The organism is Ruegeria sp. D1(2025) (assembly GCF_056536425.1).
Genome location: NZ_JBQFPO010000016.1, coordinates 18,953 through 43,670 on the forward strand (window position 1 = coordinate 18,953; position 24,718 = coordinate 43,670).

Genomic DNA, 24,718 nt, shown 5'->3' on the forward strand with positions numbered 1-24,718 from the left:
GCTATGATCTCAAGAAATACCCTTGTAAAGCACATGATTGCCTCGGTCTTCGTGTTCGTTAGCCTCCTACAAGCAGCCAACAGCGCAGATGCGCAGATCGTTAGCAACGCATCGCTTAGCTTTACTGATTTTGCCGTAACGTCTTCTCATCCAGAAGTTCTGTCGCTTGAGGGTGATGCACGGATCGTAGAAACTGGCTTGTTTCCAGAAGATTTAGGACAGATGGTTCTTCTCCAACCTTTCAGTGATCTCACGGTTGGAATTTTCTTTAAAGATCCTTCTCAACGACTGCTCATTAGATTTGATGCTGTAGGGCTTCCTGGGCAAAACGGCCAAATATTCGTTCGTGTAGGGGATCACCGCGAAGTTTTGGAACAGCCAATGCCTTTTGAGGTCAAGTCCTTTGTCGTGACACCGCAAATTGGCGATCTACTGGGAGATGTCGGATTGCGAGTCGGTGTTTTTGAGGGCTCAGTTGCGATAACGGGTTTCGAAGTCGAGTACACGATTCCTGAACCTTTGTCTGAGGATGACGAGCAGTGGAAAACGCCTGAAGGCGCTTCGAAGCTCCTAAGCGTGCTGTCATCACGATTCAGCCAGGAGCGAAAACGACTGGCTGCAAGTCTTTTGGCGCGACACAGTAAAGAAGCGCTTGACGAAGGTGGACTCGAAGACCTCAAAGCCGCTTTTCCCGAGCAGGACGACGTCGAGGTCATTTCCTCATTAATCAATCTCGTAGGCAGTTTCGAAACGCCTGACCCCAACTGGCGGGAGCTACTCGTCGATGCCTATGATCAGTTTTCAGACAAGGGTCTGAGACACGCAGATTTCGACATAATTTCTTCTACGCTGTTCAAATTGGGCGCTTGGGAAGCTGACGTTGAAAAGGATGTTTTCCTTAGGTCCATGCGCGCGGAGGCGGCAGCTTCGAGTCTCTTCTCTGCGATACTCGAAAAACAACCGGGTCAGCTCCAATGGCCCCCCGAACTCTTGCAGGCATTGAGTGATTTGCAAGAGGAGAACCTTGTAGCCGGTTACAATCCCTACAGCATGGCGCAATCTAACGACGCAAGCTCGACGATGCTAACCCGTGAGACAGGCTGGGGATTATTGATTGGTGCGGGAACTCTCAAGAAAACCACGCGCAGCGAACTTCTTGCGAGAGTTGACAATCTCGGCCTCGCGTTTCTTGACGAGTACGTGAAGCTCAAAGGCAGCGAAAGCTTTGGAGAAGCAACCAAAGCTTGGGTCTCAAATCGGTCACAGTTTTTTGTGGATGTCTTGGCTGCACGCGCCATAGAAGGTCAATTTCTCGCAGACCACGATGCGCTCGCTCTGCTTGCAGATCCGCTTCTCAAAGAAAAATCGAATGCTCTTTGGCCGCAACTATTCTCCTGGCTAAAACTGAGCGCTCCGGATCTCCCGGCAGAGGAAATGCGGCTCACATCCGAAATCCTCGCGGATCTCTCGCCACCAAAAAACGCAATAGGAGCACTAGACATACCGAAAGTGGTAGAGATTCTGCGAACGAACTTGGACGAACGTCCATGTAGGTGGGGCGAAGAAACCAAGGAGTTCTGTGAAGCTCTAAGAGACGTGTCGCACCTTTCGATAAATGAGGTTACACAGCCGTACTTTAGCATTGACGGAGCGGACAACGACTTTGTGACGAAAGCGCTCCTCGAAACGAGCGCTTCGGAAGAAATCGATAGCGAACTTGCCCGTATTGCGCTTGACGAAGGAGCCGGAAATTTCACCCGCTACATCGCTGTGCGACTTATCGTCAATGCAGAGCGCCAAGGTGGTGCTAATGCTCTTTTGGAGTTGGCGAGGATTCAGGCCGAATCAATCGACGGTAAAAGTTTCAAAGAGCTTCAATACTTCGAAGGTGATAGCAGTTGGGAAAATAACGAGAGGGCCAGAAACCGGGACCAAATTCGCCAAGCACGAGTAAGGATTGATGAGTATCTCGAGCAAGCTCGCCAGATAAACCAAGGTAGACAAACGCTTTTTGAAGATACTCTTGAAGCGGCCAAGAGTTTTTCGTCTCGCTATGCTTCGCTTCCGTTTTGGACGCTTCTCGCTCGGAGCGGTGCAAATGAAGACCTAGTCTTTGAGCAGATCTTGGAGGCATTGGATGTAGCGGATTTAAGAACGCAAGAACTGATCATAGACAGAGCCGACTCGAATTCAGTGCTAAACACCCGTGAGATACCTGATCTTCGAGAAATTTATGGCGGAACATTCGACGTCTATACTGGAGCTTATGTTCATGCAGCATTGCTCCTGTTGGAAATGAGAGAGGAATTTTACGTAGAACATGCGGTTGAGTTACGCGAGGCGTTTTCCCTGCATTACCAAATTCTTGAGGAGGTCGCCGAAAAAAACGAGGCGTCCCTCGTCTCGCCGAGACGATGCGGAAGTGAAGTCTGTAGTTGGGAATGGCAAGCTACTTTTGACGACGACGGTGATATCAAGCTAGCGCTCGAAGACGGAGAAGACTGTACCAAAGATGGCGTCGACTGTTCCGTTTTTGAGTATGGCCATCTCGTGTCAGCGTCATGGTGCGGCGACGTTTGGGACTGCGAAGTGGGCGAAGCCGCTCAACGTCTTTTTGCCTTCCCCGCGTGTTGGTCGATAACGTCCAGGGCACTAGCGCTGCCTTTAGCATTGAAGAGTGGCGACCGTGACTGGGCAAGGAATTTGCTTCCTGTTTCGAGGACGTTTGAAGACGCTTGGTCGGAACATAGAGCGACAAGCGGCAGTTATTGGTCCTTTAAAACGCAAAATGGAAAAACAAGGCCGATTAAAAAGTGCGGCGCAATGTTTGAGGAAGTGTTTCCTGGAGTGGAAGTGAACCGCCAGATATACTCGGTTGGTGACAATTTTGATTGGGAAACCTATCGCCTATTCAGGTCCCGAGCGCTAAACCTCCTCAACGACGATGAGGAAGGCTGGTCCGAGCTTGAAACGCCTCTGGCTGCAGAACTGCTTGCGGACGCACTGCCTCTAAAGCTTGAGCGAGCCAAAGATAAAAAGGCAGCAATTCTTATGGCCATCGCTGAGGGCAATAGCGGAACTGGCGGCGAGTACTTTTTTGAGCGAATTGCCGATTATGAGGAACGTACGGGAACTCGCTTTCCGGCGGACCAAGAGCTAACAGATGCTCTCAAGCAGGCTAGTCGCTATGATTTCGACGGCTGTTTTGATAACGCTTGGAGAACGGATTGTAACAATCCGCCAAGCGACGACTATGTGGTTTGGATGCGTGAAGTTGGAGATCTTCAAGTCGTTGGCTATTACTTGTCGGGGCGCCGCTGCTGCGACTCCGGTCAAGTAGATTTCATCACAACTAAAGATAGCACCTTCGCCGCGTTTGATTTAGTTGTTGGCCGAGCGGTTGATCTTCTGGCCACTCCAAATCGATTCAGCGAAGGACTAACTATCGAGTCTCGAGCTAAAGTCGTCAAATGGCTTCGCAATCATATTGATCTGGCGGTTGCTGATATCGACGAAAAAATCGAAGATGCGCGTGGTAACCAGGATCTCACAACCCTCTACCGACGATTGCGGTCCGAACTGGAGGGCTAGGATGGTTGGCTTTTCAAGTTTTCTTAACCGCATCAGCCGATAGATTAGATTTGCATCTCAATCCCGATGCGAGTCGGATTTTTTGTGCTCCGGGGGGGACAGATCTTTCTTTGCTCGACCCCTATCGACCATTTCGCGGTCATCCCCCTCCTTGCGCAACATGTGATCCTGCAGTTGGTGGAATGAGGCCCGGTCGGTATGCAGCGACCTCAAATCAAAGCCGCTGCAATTCTTTGTTAGACGAAATATTCGTGCAAAATGTGTAGTCTGCGATTAGCAAGTACAGATACTTAACTGGGCAGAAAAATAGAGCTACATAGCACATGGCGATTAAGCCACTGATGACTTTGCTTTTTTCATATTTTGTCATGAAATTGCAATATATTATACGCAGCTCGTGCTGCACTAATATATAGCTAAAGCGGTTCCAGCTTTCGTTGAATCGAAGGGGCTTCACAGCAGGCGCGATTTCTGATTCATCCTGTTCAGGAGGATCAGACCATGCCCAACCCGCTTTCCGCTGATATTCGCGCCCGTTTTGAGGTGTTTTTTGCGCAGGGCCTCTCAGGCCGGGAGATTGGTCGCCGCTTGATGATCTCCGCTGCGTCAGCGTCGCGCCTGTCCCAGAAGCTCAAGCAAGGTTTGCGCCTGGCCACACTGCGAGAGCGAGCCATGGCCGCGGCCGTAAACCAACCGAGCAAAGGGCAGTCTTCCTCGGGTACTGTTTTCGAACGAAGCAGAGCTGTCCGGGATTACGTTTTCGCCCGGGCAAATGGCAAGTGTGAAGACTGTGGTGAACCAGCGCCATTCCAAACGTCTGGTGGCGCTCCATTTTTTGGAAGTGCATCACATTCGTAGACTTAGCGACGGTGGTCCTGAGACCCGCGTTACATGATCGGGTTGTGCCCAAAGTACCATCGCAGAGCTCACTACGGATACGACGCAAAGGCGCGAAACGAAGAAATGTTACAATTCGTCAAAACAATCGAAGGGGTTTGACTCCGGGACAATTCCATCAGGCCTAGATTAAGATCTCACGCACTCGATCAAACAAAAGCTGACCCGGTTCGCGGTTTCTTGGGTCTTGCAACTTTCGTCGGTCAATCTCCAGATTTCAAACGTGTCAGTTTCAGTGGAAAGCAGTGATCTTTAAACCCGAGACCAATTGAGATTTTTCAATGAAATCAATACGCGCATTCTACCAACGCTACACGAAGGTACACCCATCAAGACATATATATATAATAAGAGAAAGAAATTGATGAAGAGTTTACCATCCGATTGGCCACTAACATTCGCGATCGCCCTATTCGCTGGTCAAGGTTGGGAAACGAGTTTCTTGGGGTTTCGGCTCAGTTGGTTCGGGGTACTTGTGCCCAGTGAGACTGGGTTGTCGAGGTGTTGGCTTAACGCTCCAATGAACCACGTTATCGGCGTCGATCCCGCAACTATGTAAGGATCGCTTAGTCCGAAAGCGGCAACCAGATAGTTTTGCCGGTTCTTCTGTCTCGCCCAACTTCGCGTTCCTTTTGTCCGTCACGGATCCGGGTGCGGGGATTTTCTATCGGGTCTAGGCTGTTCAGATAGGGTGCAAGGCAATAGAAACCTTGCGGACGCTTACGCGATGGTTTCCAGGTGATCTTCGCCCACATCCGCTTTAACATTTTAGCACCTTAACGTTTGTATTAGCTGGGTTTTTCATCTGAATAGCATTGCATGGATTGGGTTGTAGCGCCCAGCAATTTCCCTGTGAATTGGGTGTTCACCGAAAAACCTTATCTACTTATTGTGACCTTTGGCTGTAAGGTGCAAGCTGCCGACTTTTTTGCTGTAGCCAATGCTCCTTTTGCCCGCAACCCGATCCCTTTGTTGTGCAACTCAATCACTGTAGCGATTCAAGTGAATAATCGGTGTTGGAGAAATTGCAGCGGTTTAAATGAAGCTCTGATTTTGGACGCTCAATAAAGCACCACCTGTATATATTTTTCGGAATGCTTAGGTTTCCGGCGAACGTGAAAACTAAAGAAAGGTCCTTCAGCTTGAAGTTTAGGGCTCCAAGAATCAGCTTACTTTTCTATCAGTTAAGCCCCGCCAATTAAGAGGTGGTAGTGTCGCAAGGCTTCGAGAAAACCAATTTCGTATACGACGGTTGGTATTCGCGCCGATTTTTCGGATAGCAAACAACGAAGTTGAGAATGGTATTTTCAAAAGGTGGGCCAAGAGGTGGACTGAGAATAGAATCAAAAATGTAATATATTGATAATTAGGCGAATTTTTAAGGGATATGGTGCTGCTGGAGAGAATTGAACTCTCGACCTCTCCCTTACCAAGGGAGTGCTCTACCTCTGAGCTACAGCAGCGCTGTGGGCGGGTGATTAGACTCAAACGAAACGCGGCGCAAGGGTGTCTGGACGGTTTTTTTCGCCTCCTGTAGAGAAAGGTCATGGCAGACAACAAATCACCCAAAAAACGCGGCAATTCCGGGGACGCGCGGGAAGAGCGACTGAAAGCGGCGCTCAAGGCGAATATGGCGCGGCGCAAGGCGCAGGCTAAGGCGCGCGCAGCATCCGATGACAAGGCCGACAAGGAAGAGGGATAAGAGCAGATGGATTCGATTCTGGTGACGGGCAACGGCCCTCTCAAAGGTCAGATACCGATTGCGGGGGCCAAAAACGCGTGTCTGACGCTGATGCCCGCAACCTTGCTGAGCGAAGAACCGCTTACGCTGACCAACGCACCGCGGCTGAGCGACATCAAGACCATGACCACGCTGCTGCAGTCGCTGGGGGCCGAGGTGTCCGCGCTGCAGGACGGTCAGGTGATCGCGATGTCCAGTCACACCCTGACCAGTCATGTCGCCGACTACGATATCGTGCGTAAGATGCGCGCCTCGAACCTGGTGCTTGGCCCGTTGCTGGCCCGCTTTGGCGAGGCGGTCGTGTCGCTGCCCGGCGGCTGCGCGATCGGTGCGCGGCCCATGGATCTGCACGTTGAAGGGCTAGAAGCGCTGGGCGCCGAGATCGCGCTGAAAGACGGTTACCTGCACGCCAGCGCGCCGGGTGGCCTGAAAGGCGCCGTGCACGAGATGCGGTTCGCCTCGGTCGGGGCGACGGAAAACATCGTCATGGCCGCGACGCTGGCCAAGGGCACCACGGTCCTGAAAAACGCAGCCCGAGAGCCTGAAATCGTCGACCTGGTCGAATGCCTGCGCAAGATGGGTGCGCAAATCTCAGGTGAGGGCACGTCGACCATCGAAATTCAGGGTGTCGACCGGCTGCATGGCGCTACGCATCAGGTGGTGACCGACCGCATAGAACTGGGCACCTACATGCTGGCCCCCGCGATCTGCGGTGGCGAGGTCGAGTTGCTGGGCGGCCGGATGTCTCTGGTCGAATCCTTCGCGGCCAAGCTGGATGCGGCCGGCATCAACGTGAGTGAGACCGAAAAGGGCTTGAAGGTCGCGCGCAAGAATGGCCGCGTCAGCGCCGTGGACGTTGTCACGGAACCTTTCCCGGGCTTTCCCACCGACCTGCAGGCGCAGATGATGGCGCTGATGTGCACGGCCGAAGGCACCTCAATCCTGGAAGAGCGGATTTTCGAGAACCGATTCATGCACGCCCCCGAACTGGTCCGCATGGGCGCGCATATCGAGGTGCATGGCGGCACGGCGACCGTCACTGGTGTTGAAAAGCTCAAAGGAGCGCCCGTCATGGCGACCGACTTGCGGGCCTCGGTGTCGCTGATCCTTGCCGGAATGGCGGCGGAAGGCGAAACAACGGTCAGCCGGGTCTATCATCTGGACCGCGGATATGAACATGTGGTGCGCAAGCTGGAAGGCGTGGGCGCAAAGATTGAACGGATCAAGGGCGAATGACAGACGCAAGTTTCGAAGACGGGCGCGAGGTGCCGCTGAATCTGGGGGCCGAGGACGGCGATGACCTGCAGGTGATTTCGACCCTTGCACAGGACGCGGTTTTCCCTGCGACCGAGATGAAATGGCAACCTTCGCAGCGCCGCTTTGGCCTGCTGCTCAACCGCTTCCGCTGGGAAGACAAGGACGCAGCCGACCGCCGGGGCCGCCCGTTTGAGCGCGTGCAATCCGTGCTGGTGTTCGACTCGGTCCTGTCCGTTGCCAGCCAGGGTGTCGACCGCAGCGAAAAGGATACGGTGATGTCACTGCTGTCGGTCGATTTTGAACCGGGCGAAGAAGGCGCGGGTCAGGTGTTGCTGACGCTGGCCGGGGACGGTGCGATCCGGCTGACGGTCGAGGCGCTGGATGCCACGCTCAAGGACGTCACGCGCCCTTATCGCGCCCCGTCCGGGCATGCCCCGCACCACCCCGAATAGATGCAGAACAAGCGCGGCATATCTCAGGCGTTTTCCGCCGCGCCTGAAGGTGTCATTCTGCGCCGCGCTACCGTTTTCGACGTGTTCGACATCAGCCGGGTTCTGATCCGGTCGATCACCCAGCTTTGCACGGCAGATCATCAGAACGACCCCGGGGCCATCGCGCAATGGACTGAAAACAAGGACCCGGCCACGATCCGGGGCTGGATCAAACCCGGTTCGCAGATCTGGCTGGCCGAGCGGGCCGGGCAAGTGGCTGCTGTCGGCGGTTTGTTTGAAACCGGAGAGATCACTCTGCTTTACATCGATCCGGATCATACCGGCCGTGGTCTTGGTTCGGCATTGTTGAACCGCATGGAACAAGAACTGATCGCTGCGGGATGTTCCGATGCCCGACTTGAGGCAACGCAAACCGCGCAGGATTTCTATCTGCGCCACGGCTGGCAGGCCACCGGGCAGTGTTGCGACCGCATGGATCTGTCCTGCTTTGCCATGCGCAAATCGCTGCACCCAGGCGACTGAGGGTTGAGGCCCGCCCCTCCCGACGATATGTCCCGCGTCAAACGTCCGGAGTGCCAGATCATGCCCGTTTTCCTCGATACGACCGCGCCCGACTTCGAAAGCGCCTTTCAGACACTGTTGTCCGCCAAACGCGAGGACAGTCCGGATGTGGATGCGGTGGTTGCGCAGATCATCGACGATGTGCGCACCCGGGGCGATGCGGCGGTGATCGAGCTGACCTCAAGGTTTGACCGGCTGGATCTGACACCGGAAACCATGGCCTTTTCTGCGGCTGAAATCTCAGCAGCGGTTGCACAGGTTTCGGCCAACGACCGCGAGGCGCTGGAACTGGCGGCGGATCGCATCCGTGCCTATCACGAAAAACAGCTACCAAAGAACGCACAATGGACCGATGAGGCCGGGGCGACGCTGGGTTGGCGCTGGACGGCGGTTTCGGCGGCGGGGCTCTACGTGCCGGGGGGGCTTGCGTCTTATCCGTCATCTGTTCTGATGAACGCCATCCCCGCCAAGGTTGCCGGGGTTGAACGCTTGGCCATCGTGGTGCCGACACCGGACGGGCAGGTGAACCCGCTGGTCCTGCTGGCCGCACAACTATCCGGTGTGGACGAGGTGTATCGCATCGGCGGTGCACAGGCGATTGCCGCGTTGGCCTACGGGACAAAGACCATCGCGCCCGTGGACAAGATCACCGGTCCGGGCAATGCTTTTGTCGCGGCGGCCAAGCGCCGGGTCTTTGGCAAGGTCGGTATTGACATGATCGCGGGCCCGTCCGAGATTCTGGTGATCGCCGACAAGGACAATGACCCCGACTGGATCGCGCTGGACCTCCTCAGCCAGGCCGAACATGACGAAAGCGCGCAGTCGATCCTGATCACTGACGACGCCGCATTCGGGCAGGCGGTCGCGCAGGCGGTCGAAAAGCGCCTCCAGACCTTGCAGCGCCGCGCGATTGCCGGGGCCAGCTGGCGCGATTTCGGTGCCGTCATTACCGTCCGCGATCTGGACCAGGCCGCCGCGCTGTCAAATCGCATCGCCCCCGAACATCTTGAGCTTTGCGTGGCCGACCCGGTGGCGCTGAGCGCAAAAACCGTTCACGCGGGTGCCATTTTCCTTGGCCAATACACGCCCGAGGCCATTGGCGATTATGTCGGCGGCCCCAACCACGTGTTGCCGACCGCGCGTTCCGCCCGGTTTTCCTCGGGCCTCAGTGTTATGGATTTCCTCAAGCGCACCACGCTCAGCCACATGACGCCCGAAGCCCTGCGCGCGATCGGACCCGCCGCCGAGCAACTGGCAACATCGGAAAGCCTCGAGGCGCACGGGCTGTCCGTCACGGCCCGCCTCACGCGGCTGAACGGGTAAAGCTATGGCCTGCGAGCCACAGCCGACCCGACCCTGGCCGGGGACGGGTTCCGGGGCGCTCGATTGACCGCTAAACCGTTCACCGACCAGCAAGGATCAGTCTATTGGAACGTGTGGCGACCCTGTGGATCGGAGAACGGTTCAGCTTTCTGGAACATTTGTGCCTGAAATCCTTCGCCGACGTGGATCAGACGCCGATCGTCTACCATTATGGCGATCTGCGGGACATTCCGGACTATATCGAAGCCCGCGACGCGCGCGAGATATTCGATACCCCCGAGATTATCCGCGACCCTGTCACCCGGTCGGCGGCCGTGCATGCCGATCTGTTCCGACTGAAACTGCTGGAGCAGACAGATTACATCTGGGCTGACACCGACGCCTACGCCCTGCGCCCGTTTGAAACCGAAAACGGCTACCTATTCCCCAAGGCCAACCGCAAAACCCGCCGCATCATGAATGGCGTGCTGGCCTTGCCCGGCGACAGCCCGGCCTTGCGGAACATGTGCGATTTCGCTTTCGACAGCGATCTGGTTCCGCCCTGGTGGAGTGATCAACAAAAGACCAATTACCTGGAACTCTACGGCAAATCCACGCATTGGAGCCTGCCCATCTTCAGCTTCGGCCCGCCCATGCTGTTCCATTACATCTTCCCGACACCCGAACACGAGATGAGCGTTCCCCGTACGCTGCTCTACCCGATCCCGCTGCGCCACCGGTCGTTGTGGAACGAACCGGACCTGTCCAAACTGGACACCCTGAACTGGCAGCAGCAGATGTCGGTCCATTTCTTCGGATCTTGGTTTCGCAGGATCTTCTCGGGGCGCCCGATCAATCCGGGATCACTGGTCGACACGCTGCTGCGCAAGCACGGAATCGACCCTTCGGACCACCCTTTGTGACAGGGCCCGCGGCATCCGAACCCACGCATTGCCCATTCAGAACTCTTACGATAAGTCTGGCCAGACCTGAACGGACCAAATGATCTATGACCCGCATTTCGCATATCGAACTGGATGACCGAAACCTGCCTCCGCCGACCCCCGAGATCGAGCAGGAGCGTAAGGTCGCGATCTATGATCTGCTCGAAGAGAACACCTTTACGCTGCCCCAGCGCGACGGTCGGACCGTGCCCGACGGCCCGTATCACCTGCAATTGTCGATCCGCGACAAACGGCTGGTTTTCGACATCGAAACCGAGGCCAGCGAAAAGGCGGCCGAGTTTCACCTGTCGCTGGGTCCGTTCCGGCAAGTGGTCAAGGATTACTTCCAGATCTGCGAAAGCTATTTCGATGCCGTGAAGACCCTGCCGCCCAGCCAGATAGAAACCATCGACATGGCCCGGCGCGGTATCCACAACGAAGGCAGCCGCGTGCTGCAGGAACGGCTGGAAGGGAAGGCCGACATCGATACCGATACCGCCCGCCGCCTGTTCACGCTGATCTGCGTGTTGCATTTCGGAGGCTGACGCGTGAAGCCGTTGCCGCAGTCGGTCCTGTTTTGTTGCGACCACAACGCGGTCCGGTCTCCCATGGCCGAAGGGATCATGAAGAAGTTCTATGGTACCGGCACCTATGTTCAGTCTGCCGGCGTGCATAACGATCTGGAAATCGACGGGTTCTGCATTGCCGCCTGTCAGGAGATCGATGTCGAACTGTCGCGCCACCGCTCACGGTCGTTCGACGAGATGGAAGAATGGGGCGATGACCTCAGTTCCTTCGATCTGGTGGTGGCGTTGTCGCCTGCCAGTCAGCGCAAGGCGCTGGAACTCACCCGTGTTTTTCACCTCGATGTCGATTATTGGCCAATAATGGACCCTACCGGACTGGGCGAGACCCGCGAACAGAAGCTACATCACTACCGTCAGACCCGCGATCAGATCATTCAGCATCTGAAGGATCGCTGGGGCGAACCAACGGAGAGATCATGAACGCGACCGTCAAGACCTATTTCGAAGCCTTCAACGCCGGTGACGTGGACGGCATGCTGGCCTGTTTGTCCGATGATGTGGCCCATCACGTGAACGAAGGCCAGATCCGTGTGGGCAAGGAAAAATTTGCAGCCTTCTGTGCTCATATGAACCGCTGCTACCGCGAAAACCTGACCGATGTCGTGGTTTTCGAGGCCGATGGCGGCACCCGCGCCGCCGCCGAGTTCATCGTCAACGGCACCTATCTGGAAACGGATGAAGGATTGCCGCAAGCCAACGGCCAGACCTACCGCCTGCCTGCAGGGTCCTTCTTTGACCTCAAGGACGGCAAAATCACCCGCGTTACCACCTTCTACAATCTTGCCGACTGGACCCGTCAGGTCGCAAATGCCTGAGGTGAGCGAGGTCCGCACCCTGACCGGCGCGGCACTGGAGGCCGCGCTGGATGATGTGGCGCGGCTTCGGATCCAGGTGTTCCGCGCCTGGCCCTATCTCTATGACGGCGATCTGGATTACGAACGGAAGTATCTGCAATCCTACCGCGACAGCGACCGCGCCATAATGGTCGGCGCCTTCGACGGCGACTGCCTGATCGGCGCATCGACCGGCGCACCGCTGACCGACCACGCCGACGATTTCGCGGCGGCGTTCAAAGGAACCGGGCTGGATCTGGGCGACATCTTCTATTGTGCGGAATCCGTGTTGCTGCCCGACTATCGCGGGCAGGGCGTCGGCCACAAGTTCTTCGACCTGCGCGAAGCCCACGCCCGCAGCCACGGGTTTTCCAAATGTGCGTTTTGCGGCGTCCAGCGTCCTGCCGACCACCCGATGCGCCCCGAAACATACCGGCCGCTCGACGCCTTCTGGCGCGCGCGCGGATACGCACCGCTTTCCGGCGCCATCGCGCAGTTTTCGTGGAAGGATATCGGAGAAAAGGGCGAGACCCAGAAGCCTTTGCAATTCTGGATCAGGGATTTGTAGGCCGCTTTGGTCGCTTGCCGACAAAACAGCCATTCATCGTGTCAACGCGGTGAATGACCAGTTGTTCAGGCTGAGCTTACTCGTCCAAATCGCCGCTATGCCTTCGTGGAAGGCAGCCGACGTCTCATTTGCCACCCCGCGCCAGCCCATGAGGCCGAACCCGGCATCCAGTGGGTTCTTTTCGTAATGGCCGACACCTTAGTACATCGCGCTATGGCGGGGTCGGGTGATCTGACCGCTAATCGTTGCCTTCCTGTCTCGGCTCTAATTGGTTGCGTAGTTCGACAATTCGAAGGAATTGCGCTGTACAGTGCGCCATCTCCGCCTCTAATGTCCCAGCAACTTTGAACCGGGGACACATCGATGAAAGTCGCAACTGCCGCATACGATCTCGACTGGCTCGACAGTTGGAGCCAGTACGAGGACAAGCTGGACCGCTGGGTCGCCGAGGCCACGGGGCAGGGCGCCGACCTGCTGGTCTTTCCCGAATACGGCGCGATGGAATTGTCGACGCTGGACGGGGCCGGGGTGGCCGGTGATCTGGAACGCTCGATCCAGGCGGTGTCCGGGCGGATGGAGGACATACAAAACCTGCACACCCGCCTCGCGCAGACGTACAAAACATACATTCTGGGTGCATCGGCCCCGGTGATTGACGGTTCGGGCCGCCCCGTGAACCGGGCCGTTTTCTATGCGCCGGACGGTGGCGTCGCGCATCAGGACAAGCAAATCATGACCCGGTTCGAGCGTGAGATCTGGGACATTGCCCCCGGTGGTCCGCTCAGGCTTTTCGACACCGCACTTGGCAAAATCGGTATCCTCATTTGCTATGACAGCGAGTTTCCCCTGCTGGGTCGCGCCCTGAACGAGGCCGATCTGATCCTGGTGCCATCCTGCACCGAGGCGTTGTCGGGATATTGGCGCGTTCGCATCGGTGCGATGTCAAGATCGTTGGAAAATCAATGTGTTACGGTTATGTCGTCGCTGGTTGGGCGTAACGATTGGTCCGAGGCGGTCGACATGAACACCGGCACAGGTGGCATATTCGGCCCGCCCGACAAGGGCTTTCCCCAGACCGGAGTGCTGGCCGAAGGCACCCTGAACCAACCGGGTTGGACCTATGCGGATATCGATCTGTCCGCCATTGCCGAGGTTCGCGCCGATGGCCATGTTCTGAACAGAACCCACTGGGACGAACAGCCACCCCGCGCCGAATCGGTCACAATATCCAGCCTTTAGATGATTCCGCCCTTGAAATAAGGCCGAAATAGGCTCATTTAAGCGCACATCCCTGCAGATTCTGCAGGTGCAACGTAATGATGGAGACAACATGGCCAAGGAAGATACGCTCGAATTTCCCGGTGTCGTGAAGGAACTCCTGCCTAATGCGACGTTTCGGGTCGAGCTGGAAAACGGCCATGAAATCATCGCACATACGGCAGGCAAGATGCGCAAGAACCGCATCCGTGTTCTGGCCGGCGACAAGGTTCAGGTCGAGATGACCCCTTATGATCTGACCAAGGGTCGGATCAACTACCGCTTCAAATAACGCCTGCCGCAATGGCGTTTATTCTCGGATCGGGCAGCCCAAGACGGCTGGACCTGTTGGCCCAGCTTGGCGTGCAGCCCGATGCCATCCGCGCGCCCGATATCGACGAAACGCCCCTGAAGGGCGAATTGCCGGTTCCCTATTGCAGCCGCATCACCCGCGCAAAAGTACAGGCAGTTCAATCGGATAGCGATGACGTCACCCTGTGCGCGGACACCACTGTGGCGCTGGGCCGCCGCATTCTGGGCAAACCCGAGGATGTGGGGCAGGCGGCGGAGTATTTGCACGCCCTGTCCGGTCGGCGCCATCGCGTGATCACTTCGGTCGCCGTGCGGCGCGGAGAGCGGATCCTGCAGCGCGACGTGGTTTCTCAGGTCAAGGTCAAGCGTCTGTCTGACGTTGAAATCAACGCCTATCTGGCGACCGGAGACTGGAAGGGCAAAGCGGGCGCTTACGCCATTCAGGGTCCCGCCGGGGCGTTCATACCGTGGATTTCCGGCTCATTCACCGGTATCGTTGGGCTGCCCCTTTCCGAAACCGCCGCCCTTTTGCAGGGCATCGGATATCCCCTGTATCGTGAGGTATCATGAAGGGTCGCACCATCGTTCTGGATCACATCGACGACCGCGAAGCCGCCGCTCTGATGGTGGATGGCAAGCTGGACGATTTCCTGATTGCTGCAGACGCCCCCGCGCCGGGTACGATTTATCGCGCACGTGCCGACCGCCCGGTCAAAGGGCAGGGCGGAATGTTCCTGACCACGCCCGACGGCCCCGCGTTTCTGCGTCAGGTCAAAGGTCTGGCCCCCGGCACATCGATGCTGGTGCAGGTCACAGGGTATGCGGAACCGGGCAAGGCGCTGCCGGTTACGGACCGCGTCCTGTTCAAAAGCCGCTATGCGATCATCACGCCCGATGCGCCGGGCCTGAACATCTCGCGCTCGATCCGGGACGAGGATGAGCGCGACCGGCTTCTGGAGATCGCGCATGAAAATATGGATGGCAGTGACTACGGCCTCATCCTGCGCTCGTGCTGCCTGGGCGAGAACGCCGACGAAATCGCCGAAGACATCAGAGCCATGCTGGCCAATGCCGATCAGGTCATGAACGACCCCGGGGCCGAGCCGGAGTTGCTGCTGGAAGGCGACAGCCCACACGTTCTGGCATGGCGCGACTGGACTGATCCGGCCGAGGTTATGACCCAGTCCGGAGGCTTCGAAACCCATGGCGTGCTCGACGCGCTGGATGTTGCGCGCGGTATTTCCGAACCACTTCCAGGTGGTGGTCATCTTTACATTCAACCGACACGCGCGTTGGTGGCGGTGGATGTGAATACCGGGGCCGACACGTCGCTTGCAGCCGGAACAAAAGCCAATTTCGCCTGTGCCAAGACACTGGCGCGCGCATTGCGCGTGCGCGGTCTGGGTGGGCAGATCACACTGGATCTCGCTCCCATGCCCAAGAAGGACCGCAGAGGCTTCGAAGGGGCTTTGCGCGCTGCATTCAAGGCCGATGGCATCGAGACCACTCTGGCGGGCTGGACGCCCCTGGGCCACTATGAATTACAACGCAAACGCGGACGTATTCCCCTGTCCGAGGTGCTGAAATGAGTTGTCCGATCTGTGGTGAAGACACCGTGACCAGGTTCCGTCCCTTCTGTTCAAAGCGCTGTGCCGACATCGATCTTGCCAAGTGGCTGAACGGCTCCTATGCGGTCGCTTCCCAGCGGGAAGAGGACGAAGAGGCGGATGTCTCTGGGGAGAATTCCGAGCCGCCAAGGCCGCATTGAAAAAATCTCAAAAAGCCTCTGGACACTGCGTGGTGCAAGTCATAGAAGGCCTCCACCCAACGACGAAAATCGTTCCCGTGCCCGGGTAGCTCAGGGGTAGAGCAGTGGATTGAAAATCCTCGTGTCGGTGGTTCGATTCCGCCCCCGGGCACCATTAACACCCTGAAATACTTAATTAATTTTGATCGTTGAGCGTTCTGATTTTCAGCCGTAAAAGCTATGCACAGGTATGCACTCCTCTCACGGTTCCGACTTGGCCAAAGATTCCAAAAATCGAATACTCAAGATAAAACACCTGCGTAAAGGGCTGGCCATCCTAATGTATGACCGTAGCCCCTATTGGTATGTTCGCCTTAGAGACCCGATAAAGGGTGGTTATGTTCTGCGTTCCACGAAAGAAACATCACGGGTCGAAGCCCGTGAGGCGGCTGAGGAATTTGCAGAAACCTTCCGGAGCAAAGCCAATAGCGACCATGCCAAGAAGAAAGCCACAAGCTTTGAGCACTATGCCAAAAAGCTGATGGGTGTGCAGAAAGGTAAGTCCAAATGGTCGGATGGTGACAACAAGCTTCTCAACCGATCCAAGGACGGGCTGATCTGCTACTTCGGCAAATATGATGTCAGCAAGATCACCACAGGTATGGTTCGGGATTATCTGATTCACCTCGATGAGAACCGGCCAAAGCGGCTGGCAGAATCGACAAAGGCCAAGCACACAATCATTATCCGTAAGGTTCTGACGCTGGCTGTTGAGGATGGTCTGCTGGATGTGCTGCCGGTGATGCCGAAGCAGAAGACGGTTGATGCACCCCGCCACACGTTCACCGATGACGAATACAAGCGGTTCATGAAGGCTGCCGGTGAATGTGCCAAACGGGGTGACAAGGTTCGTGGCGTTGAGATCACCGGACACCATGCCAAGATGTTCCGCTTTGTAGTTCACACGTTCCTCCGTCCGACCGAGGGTGAACTGTTCGGTCTCAAGCACAAGGATATCCAGACCAAGGGCGAACCTGCGCATCTGGAAATGAATGTCCGGGGTGGCAAGACCGGGGGCCGTGTCAGCGTTACGATGCCTCTGGCCGTTCCGCTCTACCATGCCATCTTGAACCCGTTCGATGAGAAGGGGCCGGACCCGAATGGCTATGTCTGGATGCCGGAATACCCAAACCGAACAACGGCGATCAACACGGCTCGGCGTATCTTCAATCACATCTTGGAAAAGGCCGACCTGTTTGATGAGGACCGGAAGCTGTCGCCGTACTCACTTCGGCATTATGCCATTCAGTCCCGGGTGAGGTCGTCGAATGGGAAGGTAAACCCCCACACCCTTGCCAAGAATGCTGGAACGTCCGTGGATCAGTTGGAGCGGTTCTATTTGAAGAACATGGCTCCCACGACAGGGATCATTGAGAACTTGCAGCACAGGGAGTGAAGCTGGGCGGTGTAATGCCCAGTTTTTGCTTCGCTGCATCGCAGTCTCGTGGGCTACCGGTGTTCCTTCGGCACCCACTCTTCGACTTGCCCGTTCCAAAACCTGTTGGGATTATCTTCGTCCATGCCCCTGATGTGAGTTGCCCTCAAGCACGGTTCCACAAAGACGACGGGTTCTTCATAGGGGTGGGATACGTAAATTGATTTGAGCACTTGCACGGCCTGTTCTTCATCGTGAGTAAGAAAGAACGAGAGTTCAACGCAGGGCACTTCGACAGTGTTGTCAGTTGCAATATTTCGTCCACTGCCAAGCGATCTGAATTGTTGTATTCCGGATGCTGTCTTGAATGTGACGCTGTCGTAATCACCGTATTTCAGGGTGTCGATGGCCAAAACAGAATCGACGATCCTTTGCACGTGGGTATCGGGCACCTGGACGATAACCCTCAATCCTTGTTCTGGGACAAACCGATCATTGTGAAGCTTGGGAAGTGTCATGGAATTCTCCGGCTATGAGGCTTCCGGGATATCCGCTTTTTTTCGATCTGAGACAAAAGACGGTTCGGTATCGACCGAACAATCATACTTGGGCTGAGGCTTGCAGTTCTGTTCTGCTCAGGCCGAAAATACGCTTGAAAGCGCCAAATCCTTTATCAGTAATGGTCAATGCACGGCTGCCTGTACGTCGTTCAAGCCATCCTGCATCAAGAGCTTTTTTCATTATCGTGGCGGCAAATGGACCCGAGATGTGGTGACGCCGCTCTGTCCAATCGAGGCACAGTCTTACAGTTGGTTTGTTGGGTGATGTGGCCGGAACCTCAATCCCGATTTTGTCTAGGAAGCTGTGGTAGTTGGGGCCAAAAGAAACAATATCGGCGTTTACGATCAATACATCCATGGCAATCAAGCGATCCGTCATCAAAACGCCGAGCCGCCCTGCTATGTGATTATAGCAACTGCGGGCCTGACGTGTGTCGCAAGTAGCCTTGCTGTTCCGGTGGAGATGATCGGTTGGTGACAGGCTGGCCAGTTTTTCAAGAACGCCAACAACGTCTTCATTGGCGATTCGGTGATACACGTGCCGTCCACTGCGCAATGAAGACGTTAATCCAGCCGATTCAAGTTGCTTGAGATGTGCGGTTGTTGTTTGCGGGCTGACACTGGCAGCACAGGCCAACTCCTTGTTTGTGAATGCCCGGCCATCCATCAGCTCGCACAGAATGCGTGAGCGGCTGGGGTCGGCCAATGCAGCGCCGATAATGTCCAGTCTGGGTTCGATGGTCATGAAAACGAGCTTAGCCCAATTCACATCTGAACACACTGACGGAACAGTTTGCCAAAGAACGAAGAGTTGCTTTGCTTCAAGCTTGTCGTTCCACCAAGTCGCTGTGCTCAGTTTCTAAGCCCGTTGTCTGCAATCGTGAACCAAGGGACGCCGTTGGGGTAGCAAAGGAGATCCCAATGGCACTTGAAAAGCAATTCAATCTGGAAGCAGCAGAAAAGCCCAAGACGACCCAGCCGTCCCATCAGCGTCGTCAGAAATTCATCGCAGCCATCGATAAGCAGTTGGCCGGAATGGTAACAGGGGAAGCCAGCAATACCTCGAAAAGCACTTGGGTCTGGCAGTCGAGCAAAGGGGATTGGTTCATCTCGCCGAGGTACGGCAAAGCGTCTCTCGAACTGGCTCCGGGCCTGTCGGCGATCAAATGCTCGGATGCAGAAGACGTTGTGCAAAACCTCGAGAAGCTGAAAACCCTCACGAGTGACGGCAAGCTGGATGCGGTCCTTGAGACGGCTGCAACAGCCATCCGCAGCCGGTTCGAAAAGTGACATCAGCCAGTTGCTTTGAAAACTTGAATGGTCCCGTTGGGTTCGGATGGAACGCAACGGGACTTTTTGCTTTCCGGTCTGTTCCTCTCACGAGCAACAAAACCCAAATCATGCGAAGCACTTCACGAAGTGAAATTGATGGCTATTCATTTTCTGGTGGATGGCAATAGGTAGCAATCATCATTCCTTTGTGGTCCTGACAGCCACCAGATTGAACGCCATGGAACCAAATACTTACCCCGGCCAGCCCAACCAACCGGTTGAAACAAGCTAGCATTTGCGAAGCACTTCACGCAGTGAAGCAGGTAGCTATCTATTGGCTATCTTCTTGCAATGATTGATCAATCGCTTGCTTCGCAAGACATTCGCTTCGCGAATGTTATTCCTTTTTTGGTCAGTTTGGATTTTGAACATACTTCTCCTATCCGTTGAGGAGAAGTCCGACGAACCAGTTGGTTCTGTCATACCATCCACACACGATTGCTTTCCAAAGCACGGCTGGCGGTTATCCGGTCTCAGCCTACGTGCTGCTTAAACAGCGGACCGATATGCTAGTTTTGCGTGGACGGCAGCTTGACTAGCTCGGCGACGGCACTTCCCCGTCTCGTGATGACAATTATTTTGCTCTGGCTCTCTCATGGGGGCTTTCATCCTTCCCCCGCTTTCGCTGTCTCCTGACCCTACTATTCGATGACGTCATGTCTGCTGGCCTACTGAATTCGGTTCGTCACCATCCGGCGGAAAGTACCTTCTGATCGCATGACGCTTCGGGCTGTCTATATGTGGTTTGCATCGCGGTCCTGATGCAAGAGAGCTACGAGCTGTGTTCAATGTGGTGATGTGTGTTGTCGTGTACGGTGTGTGTCTGCGTATGGTCTATTTAGGGGGCACAGATTGATGTTTGGTCGTGAATCCGTGATAAAATCAGTGTCAGCACAAATTAGGGAGAATGTCCCACGTCATGCCGGGATTGGGGCAAATTTTCCCACAGCCGTGCAGTCGGGCATCAGAAAAATAGTAAAAGTGCCGTATGGGTGTAAAGGATTAACAATTACTATTTTTTCCTGCATCACAGCGTATCACGTTCAAGCATAAAATAACCGATTTACTACACCGGATAATGCAGGTGGTGGTTGTCATTTGAACAAAACACTGACCAGTGTTCAATGGTTATTGGAAGCAAAGGAAATTCGATGAAGATTCTTAGGCACTTCACCGCCAATGACGAAAAACTCAAGCGGTTTGACTTCCGGCGGGAGCTCTCTATGGAGGCCTACCTCGTTGAGAATGAGGGTGTTTTGGCTCTCGACGAGCCATTCGTTGATGTGGACGTGGTCGCTGAAGAACTCACTTTGAAGCAAGGTCGGAAAAGCAAAGATACAGACGGCCGAATTGATCTGCTCGTCACTTACGCACAGGAGTACATTGGTGTTGTAGAACTCAAGCTCGGCCAACTTAAGGATGTGCACCTTGATCAGCTTGAGGACTACCTTGAAACCAAAGATAGGATTCTAGACGACTACCCAAACATCATTCCGAATGAGATTGCACCGAATCCAAAGTGGATCGGTGTATTGGTGGGCAGCTCTATCGACGAAGACTTGGCTCGCAAGATCGCAAACGGATACACAACGAAAGACGACGACATTCCGATTGCTGCACTTACTATCCAGCGTTTTCGAAGTGAAAAGGGCAATGTCTACGTCGTCACAGAAAGCTATTTCAAAAGTACGGCTTCAATCAAAGATACCAGTAAATACCTGTTCGAAGGTGAACTTTATGGGAAGGGCCGATTGGTTCTGGCTGTAACGAAGAAGTACGTCTCAATGAATCCCGATATTACATATTCGGCATTGGAGAAGGTTTTTCCAAAGGGCTGTCAAGGTTCATCAGGGGTGTTTGCAACTTTGGAAGAGGCCAACAAAATCGTTTCTCAAACCGGACGAAAGCGCCACTTTTTGAATCCTGATGAAGTCATTGCGCTAGCCGATGCAGAAATTGCTGTCTCAAATCAGTGGGGTGTTGGCAATATTGATCGATTTATTCAGGCAGCGAAGACTCTTGGTTTGCCCATTGAAAGAGGATGCTAGCTGCAACAGCAGAGTGGTGAGCCGTAAAGGACGTCAGGCAATCAACCGGTTCGCCGAGGTGGTTGCGGTATCAGCCGCTTGAGCTCAAAAATAGTAAAAGTTCCGTATGGGTGTAAGGGATTAACAATTACCATTTTTGCCGCTATGGCAGCGTGGCACGTTCCAGCATCATGATCAGAACTTGAGACCCTATGCAAGCCAAGCTCACTTTTCGGAAAGATCAATTTTATCCGAAGAACCAGAAGAACTCTCGGTACACTCGTTACCTCGTCATCGGCTTTGATACGGAGTACCAGCGGGCACCGTTTGTAAATTCAGATGATTTGGCCGAGGTCCGCAATCAGGTGCTGTCATACCAATATAGCTGTCACGTCATCACGCCGGACAACGCAGGGGAAGAACAGCACTGGTCCGGTATTGTGCGGCCGAAAGGGCCAGCAGATGACGACCGGCTGACTTTGGCCGAGTTTGTGGAACATGCGCTGCGGGATGGGTTTACCCAGCACCCCAATCTGAAAGTGCCGGTGAACGTCTATCTGGTTGCTCACTTCACACGGGCAGATGTGCCGGGGTTCTCTGACTTCAAGGAAGAGAAAACCCGGAAAGCCATGAATCTGGAGAATGTCCGCAATCTGTTCATGAATGTAGAAAAGGACATCAAGGTTAGTCTGAAGCGGGGTGAAACGCTCAGGCCGATCAAGCTGCATGTGGCAATCCGGGACACGGTTGCTCTGGCCCCCGCAGGAGCCAAAAGCCTTGAAAAGCTGGGAGAAATCCTTGGCTATGAGAAGCTGAAGCTATCTGACGATCCGAAGCAGGAACAGCACTACAAGGAACACATGGCCGACCTGATGAGGGACAATTGGCCGCTGTTCAAGGACTATGCCATCCGAGATGCAGAGGTCTGTGCGCAATACACAATCCGCATGATCCGACTGTATTTCGAAAAGACCGGTGAGTTCAAATTGCCGGTAACACTGACCTCCATCGGCGTTGATCTGTTTCAGGCACATTGGTGGGCAAAAGGGATAGACCCGCTCGACGTTGTTGGCAAAGAAGTCGTGGAGGAGAAGTACTGGAACAAGAAAAGCGGTCGATACCAATCCAAGAAAAAGACCGTCCCTATTCGAAAGCTGTTTATCAATGAGGATTTCTTCACCGAGTGCTATCACGGTGGCCGCAATGAACAATTTTGGTTTGGCCCTGCACCTGATGGCGTTTGGTATGATTATGACCTGACAAGTGCGTATCCGTCAGCCATGGCGCTTATTGGTGTGCCCGACTGGTCAAGCATTCGGGAGATACGGGATACACATGAGCTGTTCAGCGGTGAGTTGGTTCATGGTGATCTGGCATTCGCCAATGTGAACTTCGAATTCCCGGACGATGTGCGGTACCCGGTTTTGCCGGTGCGGACAGAGAACGGGTTGGTGTTTCCGAGGAAGGGCAACAGTTCCACCCATGTCAGCGAAATATTCCTGGCCCAACAACTTGGGGCCGATATTGAGTTGGTGGATGGCAAGCGGATCGACTCCCGGAGAGTTGGCAGGGCGGATGGAATAGACGCTAAACGGCCTTTCACCGGCTTCACCCATCACTGCATCGAAGAACGGTCCAAGCATCCCAAGAAGACACTGCACAATCTGTTCTGGAAAGAGCTGGTCAATTCCACATACGGCAAGACGGCGCAGGGTTTGCGGGAGCGGCGTATCTACGATTTGAGGGAAGCTGAAACCAAACCGCTTGGGCCGAGCAAGATCACCAATCCGGTTTTTGCATCCTTCATCACGGCCTTTTGTCGGGGTGTGCTGGGGGAGATCATGAACGCTCTGCCTGAGGATGTCAGTATCTTCAGTGTGACGACCGATGGCTTTCTGACGACGGCCACAGACGAGCAGATGAAAGCGGCGGCGACCGGGTTCCTTGGACGGAACTATCTGGCATCGCGACGCAGGCTTACTGTTGGCGATGAGCCCTTCAACGAAACCAAGATTTATGAAATCAAACATATCGTTCGAAAGCCGATTGGTTGGCGTACCCGTGGCCAAGCCACATTGGAGCCGTCTGAATCCAAGGACTGGGATGGCACCGGCATGGTGCCCAAGGAAGACGAACGGGTGGTGTTGGCCAAGGGCGGTATCAAACTGAACTCCAAACTGTCGAAGGCGGAGCAGAATGGCCAAATCGTCGATCTGTTCTTTGACCGTAAACCCACAGACACGATGACCGTCACAATGGGTGCTGGCATCCGGGAGATGTATGAACAGGGCATGGACTTTGTTGACAAGACGATGACCAAGCGGCTGTCGATGGAGTTCGACTGGAAGCGCAGGCCAGAGGCTGCTGGTGATGTTGCCGTGACGACTGAAGGGGGGCAATCCCGTTCCCATTTGGCATTCTCAACCAAGCCGTGGGATACCGTGGATCAGTTCAACACAACTCGGGACATCTGGTCGGACTACAACAAACAGACCGCGCATTGTCTGAAGTCGCTGTCGGACTTCCGGGCATGGGCTTTGTACTTTGAGGGCAAACTGTCCGCTCAAGGTCCGGCTGGGGCCTACATTGCCAAAGAGGATGGCGTCCTGAAACGCCTTCGCCGTGACCTGAGCATTGCACACAAGCTGCGGAAAGCAGGTACTCACAAGATCAATGTGGAATCTTTCGAGCGGGATGGCATCACCCCCGATTACAAGCTCAAGGTGAAAGAACTAGCCCAAATCCTGAACGATGGCTTTGGCATTCCCTGCACCAAAACGGATGTAGACAATGCCCGAAAGAAAAAGGTGTTCGTGCCGCATCAGGTGCCACGGACGGCACAGTCCGTTGTGCTGTTGGCAAACATCAAGCAAGCGTTGTTCCCTGAATTGGATGTTGAGCAATTCCTGACGCCGAAAGCTGCGTTCGATTTGGCGGTGGAGAACGCTGATATGACGTTGCACCCTCGGGACCCGGTGAAAGGTGCGCTGGATGCTCTGGCAGGTTAGGAAGCGTAGTTTGGGCCGCGATAGTAGGCCTCAACCCACTGGCCCGGTTTTCGCGTGCCGTGCGAAAACCTGAAATTGCGACAGTGTTTGTACCCGCTGATCGTTCCGGTCTCTGATACCCTTAGAGTGTAGGAGCACAGCAAGGCAGACTAAGTGAAGATTGTATTCGGATGGAAGACCATACCAATTGCGGTGGTTCAACTGCGAGTCTAAGCTTTGATGACAGTTGTTTCCGCAGCAGATGATGATCTCGTCGAAACTGAAAGGCTAGCGTATGGAACCATTTCAGTCTGACCGAGGGGCTTTC

At 54.9% G+C, this 24,718-nt stretch carries 22 protein-coding genes and 2 tRNA genes; 21 read left to right on the forward strand and 3 right to left on the reverse strand.

From position 1 onward, the window contains the following. Window positions 1-3 precede the first annotated feature (3 nt). On the forward strand, window positions 4-3,591 hold the full coding sequence (locus ACR1XU_RS21520) for a hypothetical protein (RefSeq protein ID WP_480908705.1): 3,588 nt from the start codon (window positions 4-6) through the stop codon (window positions 3,589-3,591). A gap of 2,285 nt (window positions 3,592-5,876) precedes the next feature. Here ACR1XU_RS21520 and ACR1XU_RS21525 read toward each other — a convergent pair. Further along, window positions 5,877-5,951 (reverse strand) — tRNA-Thr (locus ACR1XU_RS21525). Between the two features lie 83 nt (window positions 5,952-6,034). Here ACR1XU_RS21525 and ACR1XU_RS21530 point away from each other — a divergent pair. The 17 genes from ACR1XU_RS21530 to ACR1XU_RS21610 all read left to right on the forward strand — a co-directional run bounded on the left by ACR1XU_RS21530 (window position 6,035) and on the right by ACR1XU_RS21610 (window position 17,505). Beyond that, window positions 6,035-6,190, forward strand: coding sequence for a hypothetical protein (locus ACR1XU_RS21530; protein WP_170612387.1), 156 nt, complete (start codon window positions 6,035-6,037; stop codon window positions 6,188-6,190). 6 nt (window positions 6,191-6,196) lie between these two features. After that, window positions 6,197-7,465, forward strand: coding sequence for a UDP-N-acetylglucosamine 1-carboxyvinyltransferase (gene murA, locus ACR1XU_RS21535; RefSeq protein WP_480908704.1), 1,269 nt, complete (start codon window positions 6,197-6,199; stop codon window positions 7,463-7,465). Beyond that, on the forward strand, window positions 7,462-7,938 hold the full coding sequence (locus ACR1XU_RS21540) for a DUF2948 family protein (protein ID WP_480908703.1): 477 nt from the start codon (window positions 7,462-7,464) through the stop codon (window positions 7,936-7,938). Before murA ends, ACR1XU_RS21540 begins: the two co-directional genes overlap by 4 nt. After that, on the forward strand, window positions 7,939-8,460 hold the full coding sequence (locus tag ACR1XU_RS21545) for a GNAT family N-acetyltransferase (protein ID WP_480908702.1): 522 nt from the start codon (window positions 7,939-7,941) through the stop codon (window positions 8,458-8,460). Between the two features lie 60 nt (window positions 8,461-8,520). Beyond that, window positions 8,521-9,822 carry a histidinol dehydrogenase gene (gene hisD / locus ACR1XU_RS21550; protein WP_480908701.1) on the forward strand — a complete coding sequence of 434 codons (1,302 nt, stop codon included), beginning with the start codon at window positions 8,521-8,523 and terminating at the stop codon, window positions 9,820-9,822. A gap of 104 nt (window positions 9,823-9,926) precedes the next feature. Beyond that, window positions 9,927-10,724 carry a hypothetical protein gene (locus ACR1XU_RS21555; protein ID WP_480908700.1) on the forward strand — a complete coding sequence of 266 codons (798 nt, stop codon included), beginning with the start codon at window positions 9,927-9,929 and terminating at the stop codon, window positions 10,722-10,724. An 86-nt stretch (window positions 10,725-10,810) separates the two neighbouring features. Continuing rightward, complete coding sequence (locus ACR1XU_RS21560; protein WP_170807803.1) at window positions 10,811-11,290, forward strand: UPF0262 family protein; 480 nt, start codon at window positions 10,811-10,813, stop codon at window positions 11,288-11,290. A gap of 3 nt (window positions 11,291-11,293) precedes the next feature. Next, window positions 11,294-11,752 carry an arsenate-mycothiol transferase ArsC gene (locus ACR1XU_RS21565; RefSeq protein ID WP_170619887.1) on the forward strand — a complete coding sequence of 153 codons (459 nt, stop codon included), beginning with the start codon at window positions 11,294-11,296 and terminating at the stop codon, window positions 11,750-11,752. Further along, window positions 11,749-12,147, forward strand: coding sequence for a ketosteroid isomerase-related protein (locus ACR1XU_RS21570; RefSeq protein WP_480908699.1), 399 nt, complete (start codon window positions 11,749-11,751; stop codon window positions 12,145-12,147). Before ACR1XU_RS21565 ends, ACR1XU_RS21570 begins: the two co-directional genes overlap by 4 nt. Beyond that, window positions 12,140-12,733, forward strand: a complete 594-nt coding sequence (locus ACR1XU_RS21575) for a GNAT family N-acetyltransferase (RefSeq protein WP_480908698.1) — start codon at window positions 12,140-12,142, stop codon at window positions 12,731-12,733. Before ACR1XU_RS21570 ends, ACR1XU_RS21575 begins: the two co-directional genes overlap by 8 nt. 363 nt (window positions 12,734-13,096) lie before the next feature. Beyond that, on the forward strand, window positions 13,097-13,972 hold the full coding sequence (locus ACR1XU_RS21580) for a carbon-nitrogen hydrolase family protein (RefSeq protein WP_480908697.1): 876 nt from the start codon (window positions 13,097-13,099) through the stop codon (window positions 13,970-13,972). Window positions 13,973-14,063: 91 nt separating this feature from the next. After that, a complete protein-coding gene (gene infA, locus ACR1XU_RS21585) occupies window positions 14,064-14,282 on the forward strand; it encodes a translation initiation factor IF-1 (RefSeq protein WP_005978431.1) in 219 nt (72 codons plus the stop codon). An 11-nt stretch (window positions 14,283-14,293) separates the two neighbouring features. Further along, window positions 14,294-14,872 (forward strand): Maf family protein, encoded by a 579-nt coding sequence (locus ACR1XU_RS21590; protein ID WP_170682533.1) that lies wholly within the window; start codon window positions 14,294-14,296, stop codon window positions 14,870-14,872. Next, a complete protein-coding gene (locus ACR1XU_RS21595; RefSeq protein WP_480908696.1) occupies window positions 14,869-15,891 on the forward strand; it encodes a ribonuclease E/G in 1,023 nt (340 codons plus the stop codon). The genes ACR1XU_RS21590 and ACR1XU_RS21595 overlap by 4 nt, the downstream gene beginning before the upstream one ends. Beyond that, on the forward strand, window positions 15,888-16,070 hold the full coding sequence (locus tag ACR1XU_RS21600; RefSeq protein WP_170612412.1) for a DNA gyrase inhibitor YacG: 183 nt from the start codon (window positions 15,888-15,890) through the stop codon (window positions 16,068-16,070). The genes ACR1XU_RS21595 and ACR1XU_RS21600 overlap by 4 nt, the downstream gene beginning before the upstream one ends. 79 nt (window positions 16,071-16,149) lie before the next feature. Further along, window positions 16,150-16,224, forward strand: a tRNA-Phe gene (locus ACR1XU_RS21605). 165 nt (window positions 16,225-16,389) lie between these two features. Continuing rightward, window positions 16,390-17,505 (forward strand): tyrosine-type recombinase/integrase, encoded by a 1,116-nt coding sequence (locus ACR1XU_RS21610; RefSeq protein WP_480908694.1) that lies wholly within the window; start codon window positions 16,390-16,392, stop codon window positions 17,503-17,505. Window positions 17,506-17,558: 53 nt separating this feature from the next. Here the strand turns inward: ACR1XU_RS21610 and ACR1XU_RS21615 are convergent, their stop codons facing one another. Continuing rightward, a complete protein-coding gene (locus ACR1XU_RS21615) occupies window positions 17,559-18,002 on the reverse strand; it encodes a YqfO family protein (RefSeq protein ID WP_480908693.1) in 444 nt (147 codons plus the stop codon). An 82-nt stretch (window positions 18,003-18,084) separates the two neighbouring features. Continuing rightward, window positions 18,085-18,789, reverse strand: coding sequence for an ArsR/SmtB family transcription factor (locus tag ACR1XU_RS21620; RefSeq protein WP_480908692.1), 705 nt, complete (start codon window positions 18,787-18,789; stop codon window positions 18,085-18,087). Between the two features lie 176 nt (window positions 18,790-18,965). Between ACR1XU_RS21620 and ACR1XU_RS21625 the strand changes: the two genes are divergently transcribed. The 3 genes from ACR1XU_RS21625 (at window position 18,966) to ACR1XU_RS21635 (ending at window position 24,411) form a co-directional block, all read left to right on the forward strand. After that, the gene (locus ACR1XU_RS21625; RefSeq protein ID WP_480908691.1) at window positions 18,966-19,334 is read left to right on the forward strand and encodes a hypothetical protein; all 369 of its coding nucleotides are present in this window, start codon (window positions 18,966-18,968) and stop codon (window positions 19,332-19,334) included. Between the two features lie 1,193 nt (window positions 19,335-20,527). Then, window positions 20,528-21,424 (forward strand): hypothetical protein, encoded by an 897-nt coding sequence (locus tag ACR1XU_RS21630; protein WP_480908690.1) that lies wholly within the window; start codon window positions 20,528-20,530, stop codon window positions 21,422-21,424. A 191-nt stretch (window positions 21,425-21,615) separates the two neighbouring features. Further along, window positions 21,616-24,411: a DNA polymerase gene (locus tag ACR1XU_RS21635; protein WP_480908689.1), complete on the forward strand. Its 2,796-nt coding sequence runs from the start codon at window positions 21,616-21,618 to the stop codon at window positions 24,409-24,411. Window positions 24,412-24,718 lie beyond the last annotated feature (307 nt).